General features: G+C 69.6%; 16 protein-coding genes and 1 tRNA gene. 7 read left to right on the forward strand and 10 right to left on the reverse strand.

Annotated features, from left to right (window positions below; genetic code table 11):
* Positions 1-46: 46 nt before the first annotated feature.
* Together galK and galT are read right to left on the reverse strand one after the other, a co-directional pair.
* Positions 47-1,207: a galactokinase gene (galK, locus tag RCH22_RS19710; RefSeq protein WP_327015290.1), complete on the reverse strand. Its 1,161-nt coding sequence runs from the start codon at positions 1,205-1,207 to the stop codon at positions 47-49.
* Positions 1,204-2,364 (reverse strand): galactose-1-phosphate uridylyltransferase, encoded by a 1,161-nt coding sequence (galT, locus tag RCH22_RS19715; protein ID WP_327015291.1) that lies wholly within the window; start codon positions 2,362-2,364, stop codon positions 1,204-1,206. Before galT ends, galK begins: the two co-directional genes overlap by 4 nt.
* A gap of 97 nt (positions 2,365-2,461) precedes the next feature.
* Here galT and RCH22_RS19720 point away from each other — a divergent pair, with 97 nt between their 5' ends.
* From RCH22_RS19720 to RCH22_RS19730, 3 genes are read left to right on the forward strand one after another with little or no spacing between them, the layout of a single operon-like run.
* Positions 2,462-3,289, forward strand: a complete 828-nt coding sequence (locus RCH22_RS19720; protein WP_327015292.1) for a DeoR/GlpR family DNA-binding transcription regulator — start codon at positions 2,462-2,464, stop codon at positions 3,287-3,289.
* 9 nt (positions 3,290-3,298) lie between these two features.
* The gene (locus tag RCH22_RS19725) at positions 3,299-4,237 is read left to right on the forward strand and encodes an aldose 1-epimerase family protein (protein ID WP_327015293.1); all 939 of its coding nucleotides are present in this window, start codon (positions 3,299-3,301) and stop codon (positions 4,235-4,237) included.
* A gap of 10 nt (positions 4,238-4,247) precedes the next feature.
* Positions 4,248-5,588 (forward strand): DUF445 domain-containing protein, encoded by a 1,341-nt coding sequence (locus tag RCH22_RS19730; RefSeq protein ID WP_327015294.1) that lies wholly within the window; start codon positions 4,248-4,250, stop codon positions 5,586-5,588.
* A gap of 97 nt (positions 5,589-5,685) precedes the next feature.
* On the opposite strand, the gene RCH22_RS19735 is transcribed toward RCH22_RS19730, so the two are convergent.
* The 7 genes from RCH22_RS19735 to RCH22_RS19760 form a co-directional block, all read right to left on the reverse strand.
* The gene (locus tag RCH22_RS19735) at positions 5,686-6,147 is read right to left on the reverse strand and encodes a hypothetical protein (protein WP_327015295.1); all 462 of its coding nucleotides are present in this window, start codon (positions 6,145-6,147) and stop codon (positions 5,686-5,688) included.
* Between the two features lie 273 nt (positions 6,148-6,420).
* Positions 6,421-7,599, reverse strand: coding sequence for a cation:proton antiporter (locus RCH22_RS19740; protein ID WP_327015296.1), 1,179 nt, complete (start codon positions 7,597-7,599; stop codon positions 6,421-6,423).
* 42 nt (positions 7,600-7,641) lie between these two features.
* Complete coding sequence (locus RCH22_RS19745; RefSeq protein ID WP_327015297.1) at positions 7,642-8,025, reverse strand: hypothetical protein; 384 nt, start codon at positions 8,023-8,025, stop codon at positions 7,642-7,644.
* Positions 7,944-8,597, reverse strand: a complete 654-nt coding sequence (locus tag RCH22_RS21250; RefSeq protein WP_369125310.1) for an SDR family oxidoreductase — start codon at positions 8,595-8,597, stop codon at positions 7,944-7,946. The genes RCH22_RS19745 and RCH22_RS21250 overlap by 82 nt, the downstream gene beginning before the upstream one ends.
* Positions 8,491-9,024, reverse strand: a complete 534-nt coding sequence (locus RCH22_RS21255) for an SDR family NAD(P)-dependent oxidoreductase (protein ID WP_369125311.1) — start codon at positions 9,022-9,024, stop codon at positions 8,491-8,493. The genes RCH22_RS21250 and RCH22_RS21255 overlap by 107 nt, the downstream gene beginning before the upstream one ends.
* A gap of 143 nt (positions 9,025-9,167) precedes the next feature.
* Entirely contained in the window at positions 9,168-9,602 is a 435-nt protein-coding gene (locus RCH22_RS19755; RefSeq protein ID WP_327015299.1) for a WHG domain-containing protein, read from the reverse strand.
* Positions 9,603-9,799: 197 nt separating this feature from the next.
* A tRNA-Lys gene (locus tag RCH22_RS19760) sits at positions 9,800-9,872 on the reverse strand.
* A 135-nt stretch (positions 9,873-10,007) separates the two neighbouring features.
* Here RCH22_RS19760 and RCH22_RS19765 point away from each other — a divergent pair.
* The 4 genes from RCH22_RS19765 to RCH22_RS19780 all read left to right on the forward strand — a co-directional run bounded on the left by RCH22_RS19765 (position 10,008) and on the right by RCH22_RS19780 (position 13,248).
* Positions 10,008-10,652 carry a DNA-directed RNA polymerase subunit beta gene (locus tag RCH22_RS19765; RefSeq protein WP_327015300.1) on the forward strand — a complete coding sequence of 215 codons (645 nt, stop codon included), beginning with the start codon at positions 10,008-10,010 and terminating at the stop codon, positions 10,650-10,652.
* A 201-nt stretch (positions 10,653-10,853) separates the two neighbouring features.
* Positions 10,854-11,438, forward strand: coding sequence for a sigma-70 family RNA polymerase sigma factor (locus RCH22_RS19770; RefSeq protein WP_327015301.1), 585 nt, complete (start codon positions 10,854-10,856; stop codon positions 11,436-11,438).
* A complete protein-coding gene (locus tag RCH22_RS19775) occupies positions 11,435-12,340 on the forward strand; it encodes an anti-sigma factor (protein ID WP_327015302.1) in 906 nt (301 codons plus the stop codon). The genes RCH22_RS19770 and RCH22_RS19775 overlap by 4 nt, the downstream gene beginning before the upstream one ends.
* A 20-nt stretch (positions 12,341-12,360) precedes the next feature.
* A complete protein-coding gene (locus tag RCH22_RS19780; protein ID WP_327015303.1) occupies positions 12,361-13,248 on the forward strand; it encodes an aminodeoxychorismate lyase in 888 nt (295 codons plus the stop codon).
* A gap of 30 nt (positions 13,249-13,278) precedes the next feature.
* On the opposite strand, the gene pstB is transcribed toward RCH22_RS19780, so the two are convergent.
* Positions 13,279-14,058, reverse strand: a complete 780-nt coding sequence (gene pstB / locus RCH22_RS19785; RefSeq protein WP_134533973.1) for a phosphate ABC transporter ATP-binding protein PstB — start codon at positions 14,056-14,058, stop codon at positions 13,279-13,281.
* Positions 14,059-14,095 lie beyond the last annotated feature (37 nt).

The raw sequence follows: 14,095 nt of genomic DNA on the forward strand, positions 1-14,095 counted from the left end.
GGACCGACGTGCAGGAGTTATGAAGGGGAAGCCGGGGAGGGAAGGGTCAGCCCTCGCGGCCGGCCCCGGCTGCCGCGCGGACAACGAAGGTGTCCGGGGCGCTGAACCCGGCATCCGCGAACGCGGACCGGACCGCAGCGGTGACCGCGGGGATCAGCTCATGCGGCGTGAGCGCGATCGCGGCACCGCCGAAGCCGCCTCCCGTCATCCGCGCGCCGAGGGCACCCGCGCCGCGCGCTGCGACGACCGCGAGGTCGAGTTCGGGAACCGAGATCTCGAAGTCGTCGCGCATCGAGGTGTGCGAGGCGTCGAGGAGCGCGCCGATCGCGGCCGGGCCGGACTCGCGCAGCGTGCGCACGGTGTCGAGCACCCGCTGGTTCTCGGTGATCACGTGCCGCACCCGGCGGAACGTCTCGTCGTCGAGCAGTTCAGCGGCACGCGCGAGGTCGACGACCCCGAGGTCGCGGAGCGAGTCGACGCCGAGCAGCCGGGCGCCGAGCTCGCAGGATGCCCGGCGCAAGGCATACCCGCCCGTCGAGTGCTCGTGGCTCACCTTCGTGTCGATGATCAGCAGCTCGAGTCCCGCGGTGTCGAAGCCGAGCGGAACGACCTCGGACTCGAGCGTGCGGCAGTCGAGGAACACCGCGGAGTCGGCCTCGCCGAGCAGGGACGCGGACTGGTCCATGATGCCCGTCGGAGCCCCGACGGCGCGGTTCTCGGCGAGCTGGCCTACCCGGGCGAGTGTGCGCCGGTCGAAGCCGAGCCCCCAGACGTCGTTGAGGGCGACCGCGATCGCACTCTCGATCGCCGCCGACGACGACAGGCCGGCCCCGATCGGCACGTCCGAGACGATGTACACGTCGAAACCGGGCACCGTCGACAGCGGCGCCCCGAATTCGCCGAGCGCCCAGGCGACTCCGAGCGGGTACGCCGACCAGCCCGAGAGGATGTCGGGGGTCAGCCCATCGAGCGAGACCTCGACGATCTCGTCGGAGAACGAGCTCGCCACCCGCATCAACCGGTCGCTCCGCGCAGCCAGCGCGATCACGGTGCGCCGGTCGATCGCGAACGGCAGCACGAAGCCGTCGTTGTAGTCGGTGTGCTCCCCGATCAGGTTCACCCGTCCGGGCGCCGCCCAGAGGCCGTCCGGCTCGCCGGTGAAGCGCTTGGCGAAACCGGCGGTCGCTGCGGAATCGAGGGCGCTCATGCGCTGGCCTCGCTCGCGGCATCCGCTTTCAGCGCCCGTTCGACGGCGGCACGGATGCCCGCAGCCGCCTGCTCAGGAGTGACGTCGCCGATCCACGCACCCATCGCAGCCTCCGATCCGGCGAGATATTTCAGCTTGTCCTCTGCCCGGCGCGGGCTCGTGACCTGCAGCATCAGGCGGATGTCGTCCCGGTGGGTGTGCACAGGGGCCTGGTGCCAGGCCGCGATGTACGGCGTCGGCGTCGAGTAGATCGCGTCGATGCCGCGCAGGAGTCGCCGGTAGAGCACCGCGAGTTCGTCGCGTTCGGCGAGGCTCGTCGCCGCGAAGTCGGGGATCTGGCGGTGCGGCAGCATGTGCACTTCGATGGGCCAGCGGGCCGCGAAGGGCACGAATGCGGACCAGTGCTCACCGCGGATGATGACCCGGTCGGCGGCCTGTTCGCTTGCGAGCACGTCGGCGAAGAGAGTGGGACCGTAGGTGTCGATCGATGCGATCACGCGCTGGGTGCGCGGGGTGACGTACGGGTACGAGTAAATCTGCCCGTGCGGATGCCGCAGCGTCACGCCGATCGCCTCGCCCCGGTTCTCGAAGGGGAACACCTGCTGGATGCCCGGCAGCTGCGAGAGCACGTGGGTGCGCTCGGCCCATGCCTCGATCACGGTGCGGGCCCGGGTGACGGAGAGGCTCGCGAAGGAGCCCTCGTTCTCGGGGCTGAAGCAGACGACCTCGCAGCGGCCGACCGAGGTGCGGGTGCGCCCGAGGCCGATCTCGGCGAGCTCGGCAAGGCCTGCCGGGGCGTTCGGGTCCGTCAGCAGCGGGCCGAAGGAGGGCGACTTGTTCTCGAACACGGCGACGTCGTAGTTGCTCGGCACCTCGCTCGGGTTCTCCGGCGTCGACGGCGCGAGGGGATCGAGGTTCGCCGGCGGCAGGAACACCCGGTTCTGGCGTGCGGAGGCGATCGAGACCCATTCGCCGCTGAGCGGGTCCTGCCGCATGCTCGCCGTCGGTGGGCGCGGGTCGAGCTGGCGGGTGTCGGCGGCGCGTTCCGGCGGAAGCAGCGTGTCCGGGTCGTCGAAGTAGATGAGGTCCCGGCCGTCGGCCAGGGTGTGGTGGTGACGGGTGATTCCGGGTGCGGCGACGAAGCCTGCGCTGTCCATGACGGTGTCCATAACCCTCACCACGTTAGCGGATCTGCGCAACCGAAACCAGCGGTTTCTAATTGATAACGAAAAGAAAGTAAGCGAAGATGGGGTTATGACATTCGAGACGCCGGCAGACCGCGAGCTGCTCCCGCAGCACCAGCGCAGGGAGCAGATCCGCCGGCTCGTCGACGAGCGCGGCTTCGTGCGGGTGAGTGAGCTGCGCGAGGCCTTCGGCATGTCCGGGGTCACCGCGCGCGCCGACCTCGACGCCCTCGAGACGGAGGGGCTCGTGCACCGGGTGCACGGGGGAGCGGTGCCCGCGCTGGCCCAGGGTTCGACGCTCGCCGCGGACACCGAGCCCTCTTTCGAAGAGTCGCTCGGGGCATCCGTGATACCGAAGCAGCAGATCGGCGCGCTCGCAGCATCCCTCGTCGTGAGCGGGCAGAGCGTGATCCTCGACGTCGGCACGACCAACCTCGCCATCGCCCGTGCCCTGCTCGCCCGTACGGAGCTGAGCGACGTCGTCGTGATCACCAACGGGCTCAGCATCGCCCTCGAGCTCGAGCCCGCCATCCCGCGCTTCACCGTGATCGTCACGGGCGGTTCGCTCAGGCCGTTGCAGCACTCCCTCGTCGAGCCGCTCGCCGCGACCGTGCTCAGCCAGGTCCACGCCGACCTCGCCTTCATCGGCTGCAACGGCGTCGACGCTGCAGGCGGGGTCACGAACATCAACCTGCCGGAAGCCGGCGTCAAGACCCTCATGCTCCAGGCGGCGACCCGGGCGATCGTGGTCGCGGAGGGCTCCAAGCTCGGCCGGGTGCACCTCGGCCGGGTCGGCCCCCTCGGTGCCTTCGATTCCCTGCTGACGGATGCCGCAGCGCACCCCGATGCGCTGGCCCGGCTCCGCGAGGCCGGACTGACCGTGCTTCAGGGCGAATAGGCTGGTCCCATGCGCGCAGCCACCGGAACCCAGCACGAACTGACACACGAGACCCCGAACGGGCGGGCCACGGCGACGATCACCGAGGTCGCCGCCGGGATCCGGGCTTATGCCCTGAACCGCATAGACCTCGTGGAGACCTTCGCTGCGGCAGTCGAGCCGCCGATGTCCGCGGGCATCGTGCTCGTGCCGTGGCCCAACCGCATCCGCGACGGGATCTGGCGGCACGGCGAGGACTGGCAGCAGCTGAGCATCACCGAGCCCCTCCTGAACAATGCCATCCACGGGCTCCTCCGCTTCACCCCGTATCGACTGGTCGAACGGGACGCTGCGGCAGTGACCCTCGCCGCGACCGTGTTCCCCCAGTCCGGCTTCCCGTTCCAGCTCGACACGACCGTGACCTATGCCCTCACCGACACGGGCCTCGAGGTCACCCACACCGTGCACAACGTCGGCACGGAGAACGCCCCCGTGGCCATCGGCGTGCACCCCTACCTCAAGATCGGCGACGTCCCCACCGAGGACCTCGTGCTGCGAGTCGACGCGGCCACGCACCTCGAAGTGGATGCCCGGCTCAATCCGACCGGTGTCGACACCCCGGTCGACGGCACCGGCTACGACCTGCGTGCCGGCGTGCGCGTCGCCGATCTCGCGCTCGACGACGCCTTCGGCGGCGCCGGACGCGAGCATTCCCTCACCGCGCCGGACGGCCGCAGGGTCACCGTCTGGGGCGACGAGAATATGCGGTACGTGCAGGTTTTCACGCCCACCGAGTTTCCGGTCACGGCGAGCGATGGCGCGAGCCCCCTGCCCGGCCGTGCCGTCGCGATCGAGCCGATGACCGCGCCCGCCGACGCCTTCAACTCGGGGGCCGGCCTCCGCTGGCTCGCGCCGGACGAGTCCTGGACCGTGCGCTGGGCCATCCGCCCGACCGGATTCCAGGCCTAGGCTCGCATCCATGGCGCTGACGCGCGAGCCGACGCCCGGCGGACCGACGCCCGGCGGACCGACGCCCGGCGGCACCCGGCGTCGCCGCACCGCCGTGCTCAGCCCCGCAGACGCGGCCCGGCTGGTGGCCCTGGTCAGGATGAAGCGGCTCGCCCTCGCGCTGCTCCTTCTGATGGCGCTCGTCTTCGCCGTCTCGTTTGCGCTGCAGGATCGTATTCCCGCTCTGCACTACGTCAGGGCCGCCGCCGAGGGCGGCATGGTCGGCGCCCTCGCCGACTGGTTCGCCGTGACCGCGCTGTTCCGGTATCCGCTCGGCCTGCGCATCCCGCACACCAACATCATCGCGAGTCGTAAGGACGAGATCGGCGCGAGCCTCGGCGAATTCGTGGGCACCAACTTCCTCTCCGAGCAGGTCGTCCGTGGCAAGCTCGACTCCATCGGGGTGTCCAGGAGGCTCGGCACCTGGTTGAAGCAGCCCGACAACGCCCGCAGGCTCACCGAGGAAATCTCCGTCGCCGGCACCGGGCTGCTCACTCTCCTCAGTGACGACGCGATCAAGGATCTCATCGAGACCGTGGCGCGCGAGCACCTCGTGCGCCCGGAGTGGGCGCCGCCGATCGGCAGGGTCGGCGCGCGCCTGGTCGCCTCCGGACAGCAGCACGCGGTCGTCGACCTGCTCCTGGACCGGGCGGAGGCCTGGCTCGAAGCCCACCCGGAGGCCTTCGGCAAGGCCGTGTCAGCTCGGCTGCCCGGCTGGCTGCCCGGCTTCGTCGACCGCCTCGTCGACGACAGGGCGCACCGCGAGGTGCTCGGGTTCGTCGCCGCCGTGCGGACGGATGCCGCGCATCCGCTTCGTGAGGCCATCGACCGTTACCTCGTCGAGCTGGCCGACGACCTCGAGCACGACCCTGCCATGATCAACCGGGTCGAGACCCTGAAGCTCGAGCTCCTGGACAGTGCCCGCTTGCGCGAGTTCGCGAGCGAGACCTGGGAGGCCGTGAAGGTGTCCCTCGTGGCGTCGCTGGGCGACCCGTCGAGCGACCTGAGGGACGGCATCCGTGCGACCGTGATCGAGGTGGGTGGGCGGCTGGCCGGCGACGGCGCGCTCGGAGGGCGCATCGATCGCTGGATCGCCGACTCGGTCACGTACCTCGTGCGGACCTACCGGGACGAGATCGCCGGTGTCATCACCGAGACGGTCGAACGCTGGGATGCCGCGGAGACGAGCGAGAAGATCGAGCTGCAGGTCGGACGCGACCTCCAGTACATCCGGATCAACGGCACCGTCGTCGGGTCCCTTGCGGGGCTCGCGATCTTCGCCGTCGCCCAGGCTGCCGTCACCCTCCTCTAAGCCGAGCGTCCGAACAGGGCGGAGCCTCCGCGGCCCGACGTGGCGAGGCCCCGACCGGTATGACTCGGTCGGGGCCTCGCCCGGTCACGGTCGCTGCTCAGGCGGCGCGGCGCAAGCGGGCCGGCGCTTCCGCATCGAGCGGATGCCGCGCCCCGGCCGGTCGTGCCTGCGCGCGTGCCGCGGCGGTCACGATGCCGCCCTGCGGGATCCGGATGTCCCGGTCGAGGACGGCTCCGCTCTGTACCCGGGCGCCGTCGCCGATCCGGGAGTGGCTTCCGAGACGGGCGGCCGCGCCGATCACGGCGTCAACGCCGACGTGCACGTTCTGCCCGATGAAGGCCCGCGCTCCGACGAGGGCGTTGTGGTCGATCCAGCTGCCCGGTCCGATCCAGGCCTCCGCACCCACCTTGGCTCCGCTCTCGACGTATGCCGTTCCAGAGATGAAGGCGGACGGGTCGACCCGCGCCCCGCCGGAGACCAGCCCGCGTCCGTTCGCGTGCCGGCGGTACTTTTCGATGGTGCCGGTTTCGATCTCGACTTCTTCGTTAATTCTTTCCACGTGCGACCTCCTTGAATTGTCGCGTCACCCCGCAGCTCCCGCTCCGCTGTGTGCCCGCAGCGCGCGTGGCGCGACTGCGGAGCAATAAGTCTGGCGGCTGAGCCCGAGTGCTGACCGTGTCAACGCTGTGTGCTCCCCGGGAATTCCCCGGGCGATCGCCCGGCCCCGGTCCGCCCGCCGCCCCGAGTCGCGCGCCCATTGCGCCGCTCCGCGCCAGGCGTGCCTGGCGCGGAACGGCGCACATGGCGCGTGAGCGGCGCCATCCGCTCAGGGTCAGGCGGGTGCGGCCGGCCCGGCGGACGCCCCTGGTGCTGCGGGGGACCCGCCGGCCTGCCGCCTGGAGGCGACGCCCGCAGCCACGGTCGCGACACCGATCGTGATCAGGGCGCCGAGGATCAGCGCGGCCGCCTCGCCAGGCGCAAGCAGGTTCAGCTGGGTCCCGATCGTCGCCGCCGCAACCGGCACGCCGAGCTGTGCGGCCGCAAGCAGGCCGTACGGCAGTGGCAGGCCGAGCAGCCGGGCCGAGGCATGCGCCACGACGGCGCCGAGACCGAGGACGAGACCGAGCAGGATCATTCCGGGCCGGGTCAGGAGGTCGAGTACGTTGAGCGAGGCGCCGAGCCACACGTAGAAGAGCGGCCCGAGGAAGCCGTCGGCGATCGCGAACAGTTGCCGGGCAAGGCGCCTCGGCTCCCCGACCATCGCGACGGCCAGCCCGAAGGAGAACCCGGCGAGCATGATCGAGACGTGGCTCACCACCGCGAGGGCGGCGAACGCGAACAGGATCGTCAGCTGCACCCGCAGTTCGAGGGCGAACTTGCGGTCCTCGGACACCCGGTGCAGCCGGAGCCGGGCGCCGTTCCGTTCGAGACGCGACAGCACGAGATACAGCAGCACCGCAGATGCCGCGACCGCTGTGGCGCCGAGCGCGGCCGAGCCTGCATTGGCCGGGTCGATCACGATCGGCAGGGCGACGATCGCAGCGACGTCGGCGATCGCGACCTGCGCGGTCACCTGCAGCACCGACGGGCCGGTCAGTTTCAGCGAGTCGATCACCGGCAGCACGAGCGCCGCAGACGACGAGGCGAGCAGCACCGCGTACAGCGGCGCGTGGCTGGTACCGAAGAGCACCGCCGTCGCCACGCCGAGCACGATGGCGATGACGGCGGCAAGACCGGCCCGGGCCGTGCCCTTGCCGAGCGCCGAGCGGATGCCGGTATCACGCACCGGGACGTGGGTGCCTGCCACGAACATGATCAGTGCGAACCCGACGTCAGCGAGCAGGGTCAGGGTCGGATCGCTCGAGTCGACGAGGCCGAGTCCGGTGTGGCCGACGAGGATTCCAGCGAGGAGCTCGCCGAGCATGACCGGAACCCGCCAGCGCTGTGGGGTCGCCAGCAGCGGGCCGAGCAGGCCGACCAGGGAGATGATCGCAAGGGTCTGGAACGTCATCGGGGTGTCCGGACAGGCAACCGGCCGTGCATCATGGCGCGGTTAGAGCGTCAGGTCCGCCAGCTGAACAGGGATGTCGGTGTTCTCGTTCGTGAGGTAGGTCGCGCAGACGCGGTGGTATCCATCCGCGATGTGCAGCGGAACGGCGGCAGGCAGATTGCCGCGCACGAGCAGGATCGGGCCCAGCCGACCTCCCTCGCGGATCAGCCTGAGGTAGTTGGCGACGTGCGGGTTCTCCGGCGTGAGCAGGGGAAGCCCGGCGGCGCGCAGGATGTCCTTGGCCTTGTGGAAGGTGATGGGCGCTGCCTCGAGGGCGAGCGAGGTCGCCTCGACCGCGTGCTCGTTCACGAGCAACCGCAGGTAGTCGGCCGCCTTCGGGTAGTTCTCCGGGATGGGCTCCTCGAGCCACTTGACCTTCTTGGGCATTGCGACTCCTCGTGCCGGGCATCCGTTGGTGGGGCGATAGCCTGAGCGTAGTACGAATGGGTGTGCCCATTCGAGCGACCCTGGCCGATGGCCTGAGGATCGGGAGAAGACACGTGAGGAGAGAGAGCGGTCAAACCTTCGTGTTCTTCGCGGTGACCGCGCTGCAGATGGCGGTCTCGACTGCCCCGGTCCTGTCGGTGAACAACCTGGTGCTCCACCCGATGTCCGCCTGCTATCTCGGCTGGTTCTACCGTCCGTTCGTGTCGCGGCTGGCGGTCGCGTTCGCGTTCGGGGCCGGCGAGGAACGCGACGGTCTCGGCGATGTCGGCGGGCTGGCCGAGCCTTTCCAGGGGGACGGCGCTGGCGAGGTTCGTGATCGTGGCCTCGTCCTTGCCGTTCAGGAACAGGGCGGTCGCGGTCGGGCCGGGGGCGACCGCGTTGACGGTCACGTCCTTGCCGCGCAGTTCACGGGCGAGGATGAGCGTGATGCTCTCGACCGCGGCCTTGCTCGCCACGTATGCGCCGTAGCCGGGAAACTGGGTGCGGGTGACGGAGGTGGAGAAGTTGATGATCGCTCCGCCCGGGCGGACCCGGCGGGCCGCCTGCTGGGACCACGACGGTGCCGCGGCTGTTGGCGCGGTAGATCCGGTCGAGGTCAGCGAGATCGAGCGTCGCGATCGGCGAGAGGAGCATGATGCCTGCCGTGTTCACGACGACGTCGACCCCGCCGAACTCCGCCTCCACCGCGTCGAACGCGTCCGACATGGCTCCCTCCTCGGCGACGTCGTCGCCTACCGCAATCGCGCGACCGCCCGCGGCAAGGACCGCGGCAACGGTCTCGTCGGCTTTCGCCTGGTTGCCGGCGTAGTGCACGCCGAGGGCGAACCCGTCTTCTGCAAGTCGCTCGACGACGGCGCGTCCGATGCCGCCGGACCCGCCGGTGACGAGGGCGACCCGGGAGACCTGGATGGTGGGATCGGTGCCGATGGTGCTGCTCAGGGGGGATACGCTTTCTGCTGCCCTGCGGTGGTAAGCGCCCGGTTTCGGGCGCGACGGATGACGCCCCGGCGGGGCGCATGAAGACCAGCGGTGGGGCGGCTGTCAGTCGGAGGGCGACGGGGACTGGATGCGCTCCAGCCATTTCATCGAGCAGCCCGGCCTCGCGGCCGGTGAAGAGAGCAGGGGGCAGCGCGGGAAGGCTCGTGCGGGGTGATCGCCGCAATGCGGCCGGATTCGCCGGCGTCCGGAGCAGGCGCGGTGTCGGCTACCAGCCCGCCGAGGACGATGTCACGCATCATCGACGATATGGCCGGATCCGGATAGAGCGCGGGGCGGAGGATCAGGGCGAGAGCGACTCCGGTGTTCGCCGCCATCACCACCCGTGCCGCGATCTCAGGAGCAACGTGCAGCCGTCCCTGCGCGGCCAGGCGTTCGAGCACGGACCGGAGGAGTCGCATGGCTTCGTTCGCTGATTCCGCCTTGGCGACGGACCCTGACCCGAACAGGAGCCGGTAGGCATTCGGCTGGGCGAGGGCGAACGCGTTGTGGCTGTCCCAGCCGGCCCTCAGGTCGCTCAACGGATCGGCGGATTCCTCGGCTGCTGGACTCCCGCAGCTTCGCACACGGCGCGCGTCGAGACGTTCCCGCTCGGGGACTGCGCCAGCAACTCGGCCGTCGCATCGAATGTCACTGATCGCGTGCTCATGTGACTCACGCCAACACGAGAGTGTTATCACCACAACCGCCACGCGGCGTACTGCTGCCAACACAAGAGTGGGCCCCGTCGGGCTCGAACCGACGACCCAAGGATTAAAAGTCCTTTGCTCTACCAACTGAGCTAGAGGCCCGCGGTAAATAATCTACCGTGGATTCGGGCAAGGTTTTTTCTGGGTACCGTGGGGAGGGTTCCCCTCACGGACGGAATTGCCCCGCGAGACCCCACCAGACACGCACGAGTCACGAACGAGACACGGAGGATTCGATTGGCAGAGGACTTCCACAAGCCCACCCAGTTCTCGGGCAGCAAGTTCGAATCCTTCGAGGGTGGCCAGGATCCGGCGGCAATCAGCCGGGTCGCGCATGAGACGGCGCACGCGCTGCTCGCCCGGGTGCGGAACGACCCCGATCCCGACGTCGTCGAGCGCCTCGTCGCGTACACCGACGAACACGGCATCGACGCGGTCGCCGAACTGTGGTCGCGCGCAACGCCGCGCAGCCTGCCCGGCGCGCTCTGGCGGATCTACCTCGTCCGCCTGCTCATCCGCCAGGATCCTGAAGGCACGTCGTTCCTCTACCAGCGCGGCACCGAGGTCACCGTGGCGATCGACCCCGTCATCGCCGGAGCCGCCGCGCCGACCGGCCCCGCCGAGATCATCGCCCTCGCCGACCAGATCCTCCGCGGCATCTTCACGGGCGACTTCGCCGTCGCGCTCGACCGTGCCGCGGCGTTCTGCCGGGTCATCGCAAGCGGATGCGCGAGTGTCGCCGACGACCTTGACGCGACGGAACTCGCTGCATCCGGGGTGTCCCGCGCCTCGGAACTGACCACTCGCGCCCTGCGGTTCTCGACGACGGCCCAGGAGTTCGGATCGTGCGCCCGGTTGTGGCGCAGCGATTCGCTCGACTAGGAATAAACATCCGTCTTCGTCGTTTACACTGGATGCTGGTCGGGCCGCAGTAACCCCGGGCTCCAATATTCGCCGCTCTGAGCGGCCTCGCGCCGAGAGGCGTTCTGCGGCCCGGCCTTCAGCTTTTTCTGACCAATCCATTTCGTGTTCGGCGCCGAACACTAGTCATGGAACGGGATAAGACCTGACATGCTGGTTCTCATGACTGCTGACTTCGCCGCTGACACCGAGTCGACAGCGCCGCCCTCAAAAGAGGAGCTGCTAACCCGGGTCGCCACTGGCGACCAGGCGGCCTTCGGGGAACTGTACGACCAGATGGCCCCTCGGGTGCTCGGTCTGGTCAAGCGCCTGCTCATCGACCACGCCCAGTCGGAAGAAGTGACCCAGGAGATCTTCCTGGAGATCTGGCAGTCGGCGACGCGGTACGAGCCGGCGCGTGGCGGGGCTTCCACCTGGATCATGACCATGGCGCACCGACGTGCGGTCGACCGGATCAGGTCGTCCCAGGCCGGCCGCGACCGGGACACGAAAATCGGCATCCGCGACCTCGCGGTTGCCTACGACGACGTGTCCGAGACCGTAGAAACACGAATCGAGCATGAAAGGGTGGAGAGGGCGATGTCCAGACTGACCGAACTGCAACGCCAGGCGATCGGTCTTGCCTACTACGGGGGCTTCAGTCAGAGCGAAGTCGCCGCCCAACTGCATATCCCGCTCGGGACCGTGAAGACGAGACTCAGGGACGGGCTCATCCGCCTTCGCGACGAACTGGGCGTGGCATCATGACCGGCACCGAGAACACCGGCACCCCGGAGCGCAACCCCGGTGAGCTGTCCGGCGCCTACGCGCTCAACGCCCTTGAGGCCAGGGAGCGCGCCGCCTTCGAGGCGCACCTGAAGTCCTCCGAAGAAGCCCGAATCGAGTCCGCCGAACTGAGCGACACCGCGGTGGCCCTCGGCCTCGCGACCGCCCCCGTGCAGCCCTCAGCCGCCCTCAAAGCCTCGCTGATGGCCAAACTCTCCTCGACCCCGCAACTCGCCCCCCTCGCCGGGCCGGCGAGCACCCGGACAACCGCACCGACAGGGGATGCCGCCCCCGCGGCTCCCGGCCTCGCCGCCGTCCCGCCCGTTCCCCCGTCCGCAGCCGGCACGGGCACCCGCTCGGGTTCCGGCGCGAGCGCCGCAGAGCGGGCCAGAAAGCGCTGGTTCCAGCGCCCCGCGAGCCTCTTGCTCGCCGCGGCCGCCGCGGTCGCATTGTTCATCGGCGGTACGTTCGTCGGCCTCGGACTGGCCGGCACCTCGGGCACGTCCGATTCCTTCGCGGCCCAGCAGGCGGCATCCCTCGCCCAGCTCAACGCGGCACCCGACGTGCAGCGCGCCTCGGCGACGACAGCGGACGGCCACCAGGCAACCCTGGTCTGGTCCGATTCGAGCAGCCTTTCGGCGCTCGTCGTCGACGGCCTGCCCGCGCTTTCCGGCGACAAGGACTACCAGCTCTGGTACATCGGGGCCGGGGGAGCGGTCTCGGCCGGTGTCCTCGATACGAGCGTCAGCGCGAGCGGCGGCACCGCCTGGCGGGTCCTCGACGGCAGCCTCACCACAGGCGACACGATCGGCATGACCGTGGAACCCAAGGGCGGCTCGAAGCAGCCCACCACGACGCCGATGGTGGCCATCCAGAGTTCCTGATCCGCAACTAGGCTCGGGGCATGACGCTGCCATTCACCCTTCTGATCGACCCGGAGCCCGCCGATTCCGCCCAGGCGGACTTTGCGGGCACCTTCCACGAGATGGATTCGGCCGCTCCGGCTCTCCGGGTGGGGGAGCTGAGCACCCAGCGCGGTGACGGCATCTTCGAGACCCTCAGCGTCGTCGACGGACACCCGCAGGAGGTCGAGGCGCACATCACGCGCCTGCGGCACTCGGCGGAGATCTGCGACCTCCCGGTGCCGAACCCGGCGCAATGGCGAGAGGCCATCGCCTACGCGGTGGCGCGGGTGCCGCACGAGGGCGAGCTCGCGCTCAAATTCGTGCTCAGCCGCGGCGTCCAGTCCGGGCCTGCGCCGACCGCGTGGCTGCACGCGACCCGCGCGCCGGACCACTCCGCCGCGCGCGAGAACGGGGTGCGGGCGATCACCCTCGACCGCGGGTACCCGCGCGGGGTCGCCGAGGTCGCGCCGTGGCTGCTGATGGGTGCGAAGACACTCAGTTACGCGATCAACATGGCCGCCCTCCGCGAGGCACGGCGTCGTGGGGCCGACGACACGATCTTCCTCACGCACGACGGCTACGTCATGGAGGGCCCGACGTCGAGCGTGGTCATCCGGTCGAACGGCGTCTACGTCACGCCGGCGCCGAGCGGTGCGATCCTGCACGGCACCACCCAGCAGAGCCTCTTCGAGCACCTCAGGGAGGAGGGCGAACCGGTGGAGTACCGCGACATCACGGTCGCGGAGCTGCGGGCAGCGGATGCCGTCTGGCTGTTGTCGAGCATCCGCCTGGTCGTCGCCGTGACCGAACTCGACGGCCTGCCGCTCGCGACCGACCGGCCGCGCACCCGCGTCTTCAACGAGTACCTGCTCGGCCGCACCGACTAGACCGCCGAAGCGGTCGGGGCAGGCGCGGGTTTAGCCGAAGCGGCCGGAGACGTAGTCCTCGGTCGCCTGTACCGACGGGTTCGAGAAGATCGTCGTGGTGTCGTTGTACTCGATGAGCTTGCCCGGCTTGCCGGTGCCGGCGATGTTAAAGAAGCCGGTGCGGTCGGAGACCCGGGATGCCTGCTGCATGTTGTGCGTGACGATGACGATCGTGTATTCGGCCTTCATCTCCTCGATGAGGTCCTCGATCGCGAGGGTGGAGATCGGGTCGAGGGCCGAGCACGGCTCGTCCATCAGGATCACGTCGGGCTGCACGGCGATCGCACGGGCGATGCAGAGCCGCTGCTGCTGGCCGCCGGAGAGGCTCGAGCCTGGCTTGTCGAGGCGGTCCTTGACCTCGTTCCAGAGGTTGGCGCCCTGGAGGGACTTCTCGATGAGGGCATCCGCGTCCGGCTTGGAGATGCGGCGGTTGTTGAGCTTCACGCCGGCAAGGACGTTGTCGCCGATCGACATGGTCGGGAACGGGTTCGGCCGCTGGAACACCATGCCGACCTGGCGGCGCACGAGCACCGGGTCGACGCCGGGGCCGTAGAGGTTGTTGCCGTCGATGAGCACCTCGCCCGTGACGTAGGCGCCGGGGATGACTTCGTGCATCCGGTTCAGGGTGCGGAGGAAGGTGGACTTACCGCACCCGCTCGGCCCGATCAGGGCGGTCACCGTGCGGGGCTCGATCGTCAGCGTGACGTTTTCGACAGCGAGGAACTTGCTGTAATAGACGTTGAGGTCGTTGACTTCAATGCGCTTGGACATGTGATCCTTCGAGTTGCGGCCAGCGGCCGGGTGGAGC

Origin of the sequence: Cryobacterium sp. GrIS_2_6 (assembly GCF_035984545.1) — a bacterium.
Taxonomy (GTDB): domain Bacteria; phylum Actinomycetota; class Actinomycetes; order Actinomycetales; family Microbacteriaceae; genus Cryobacterium.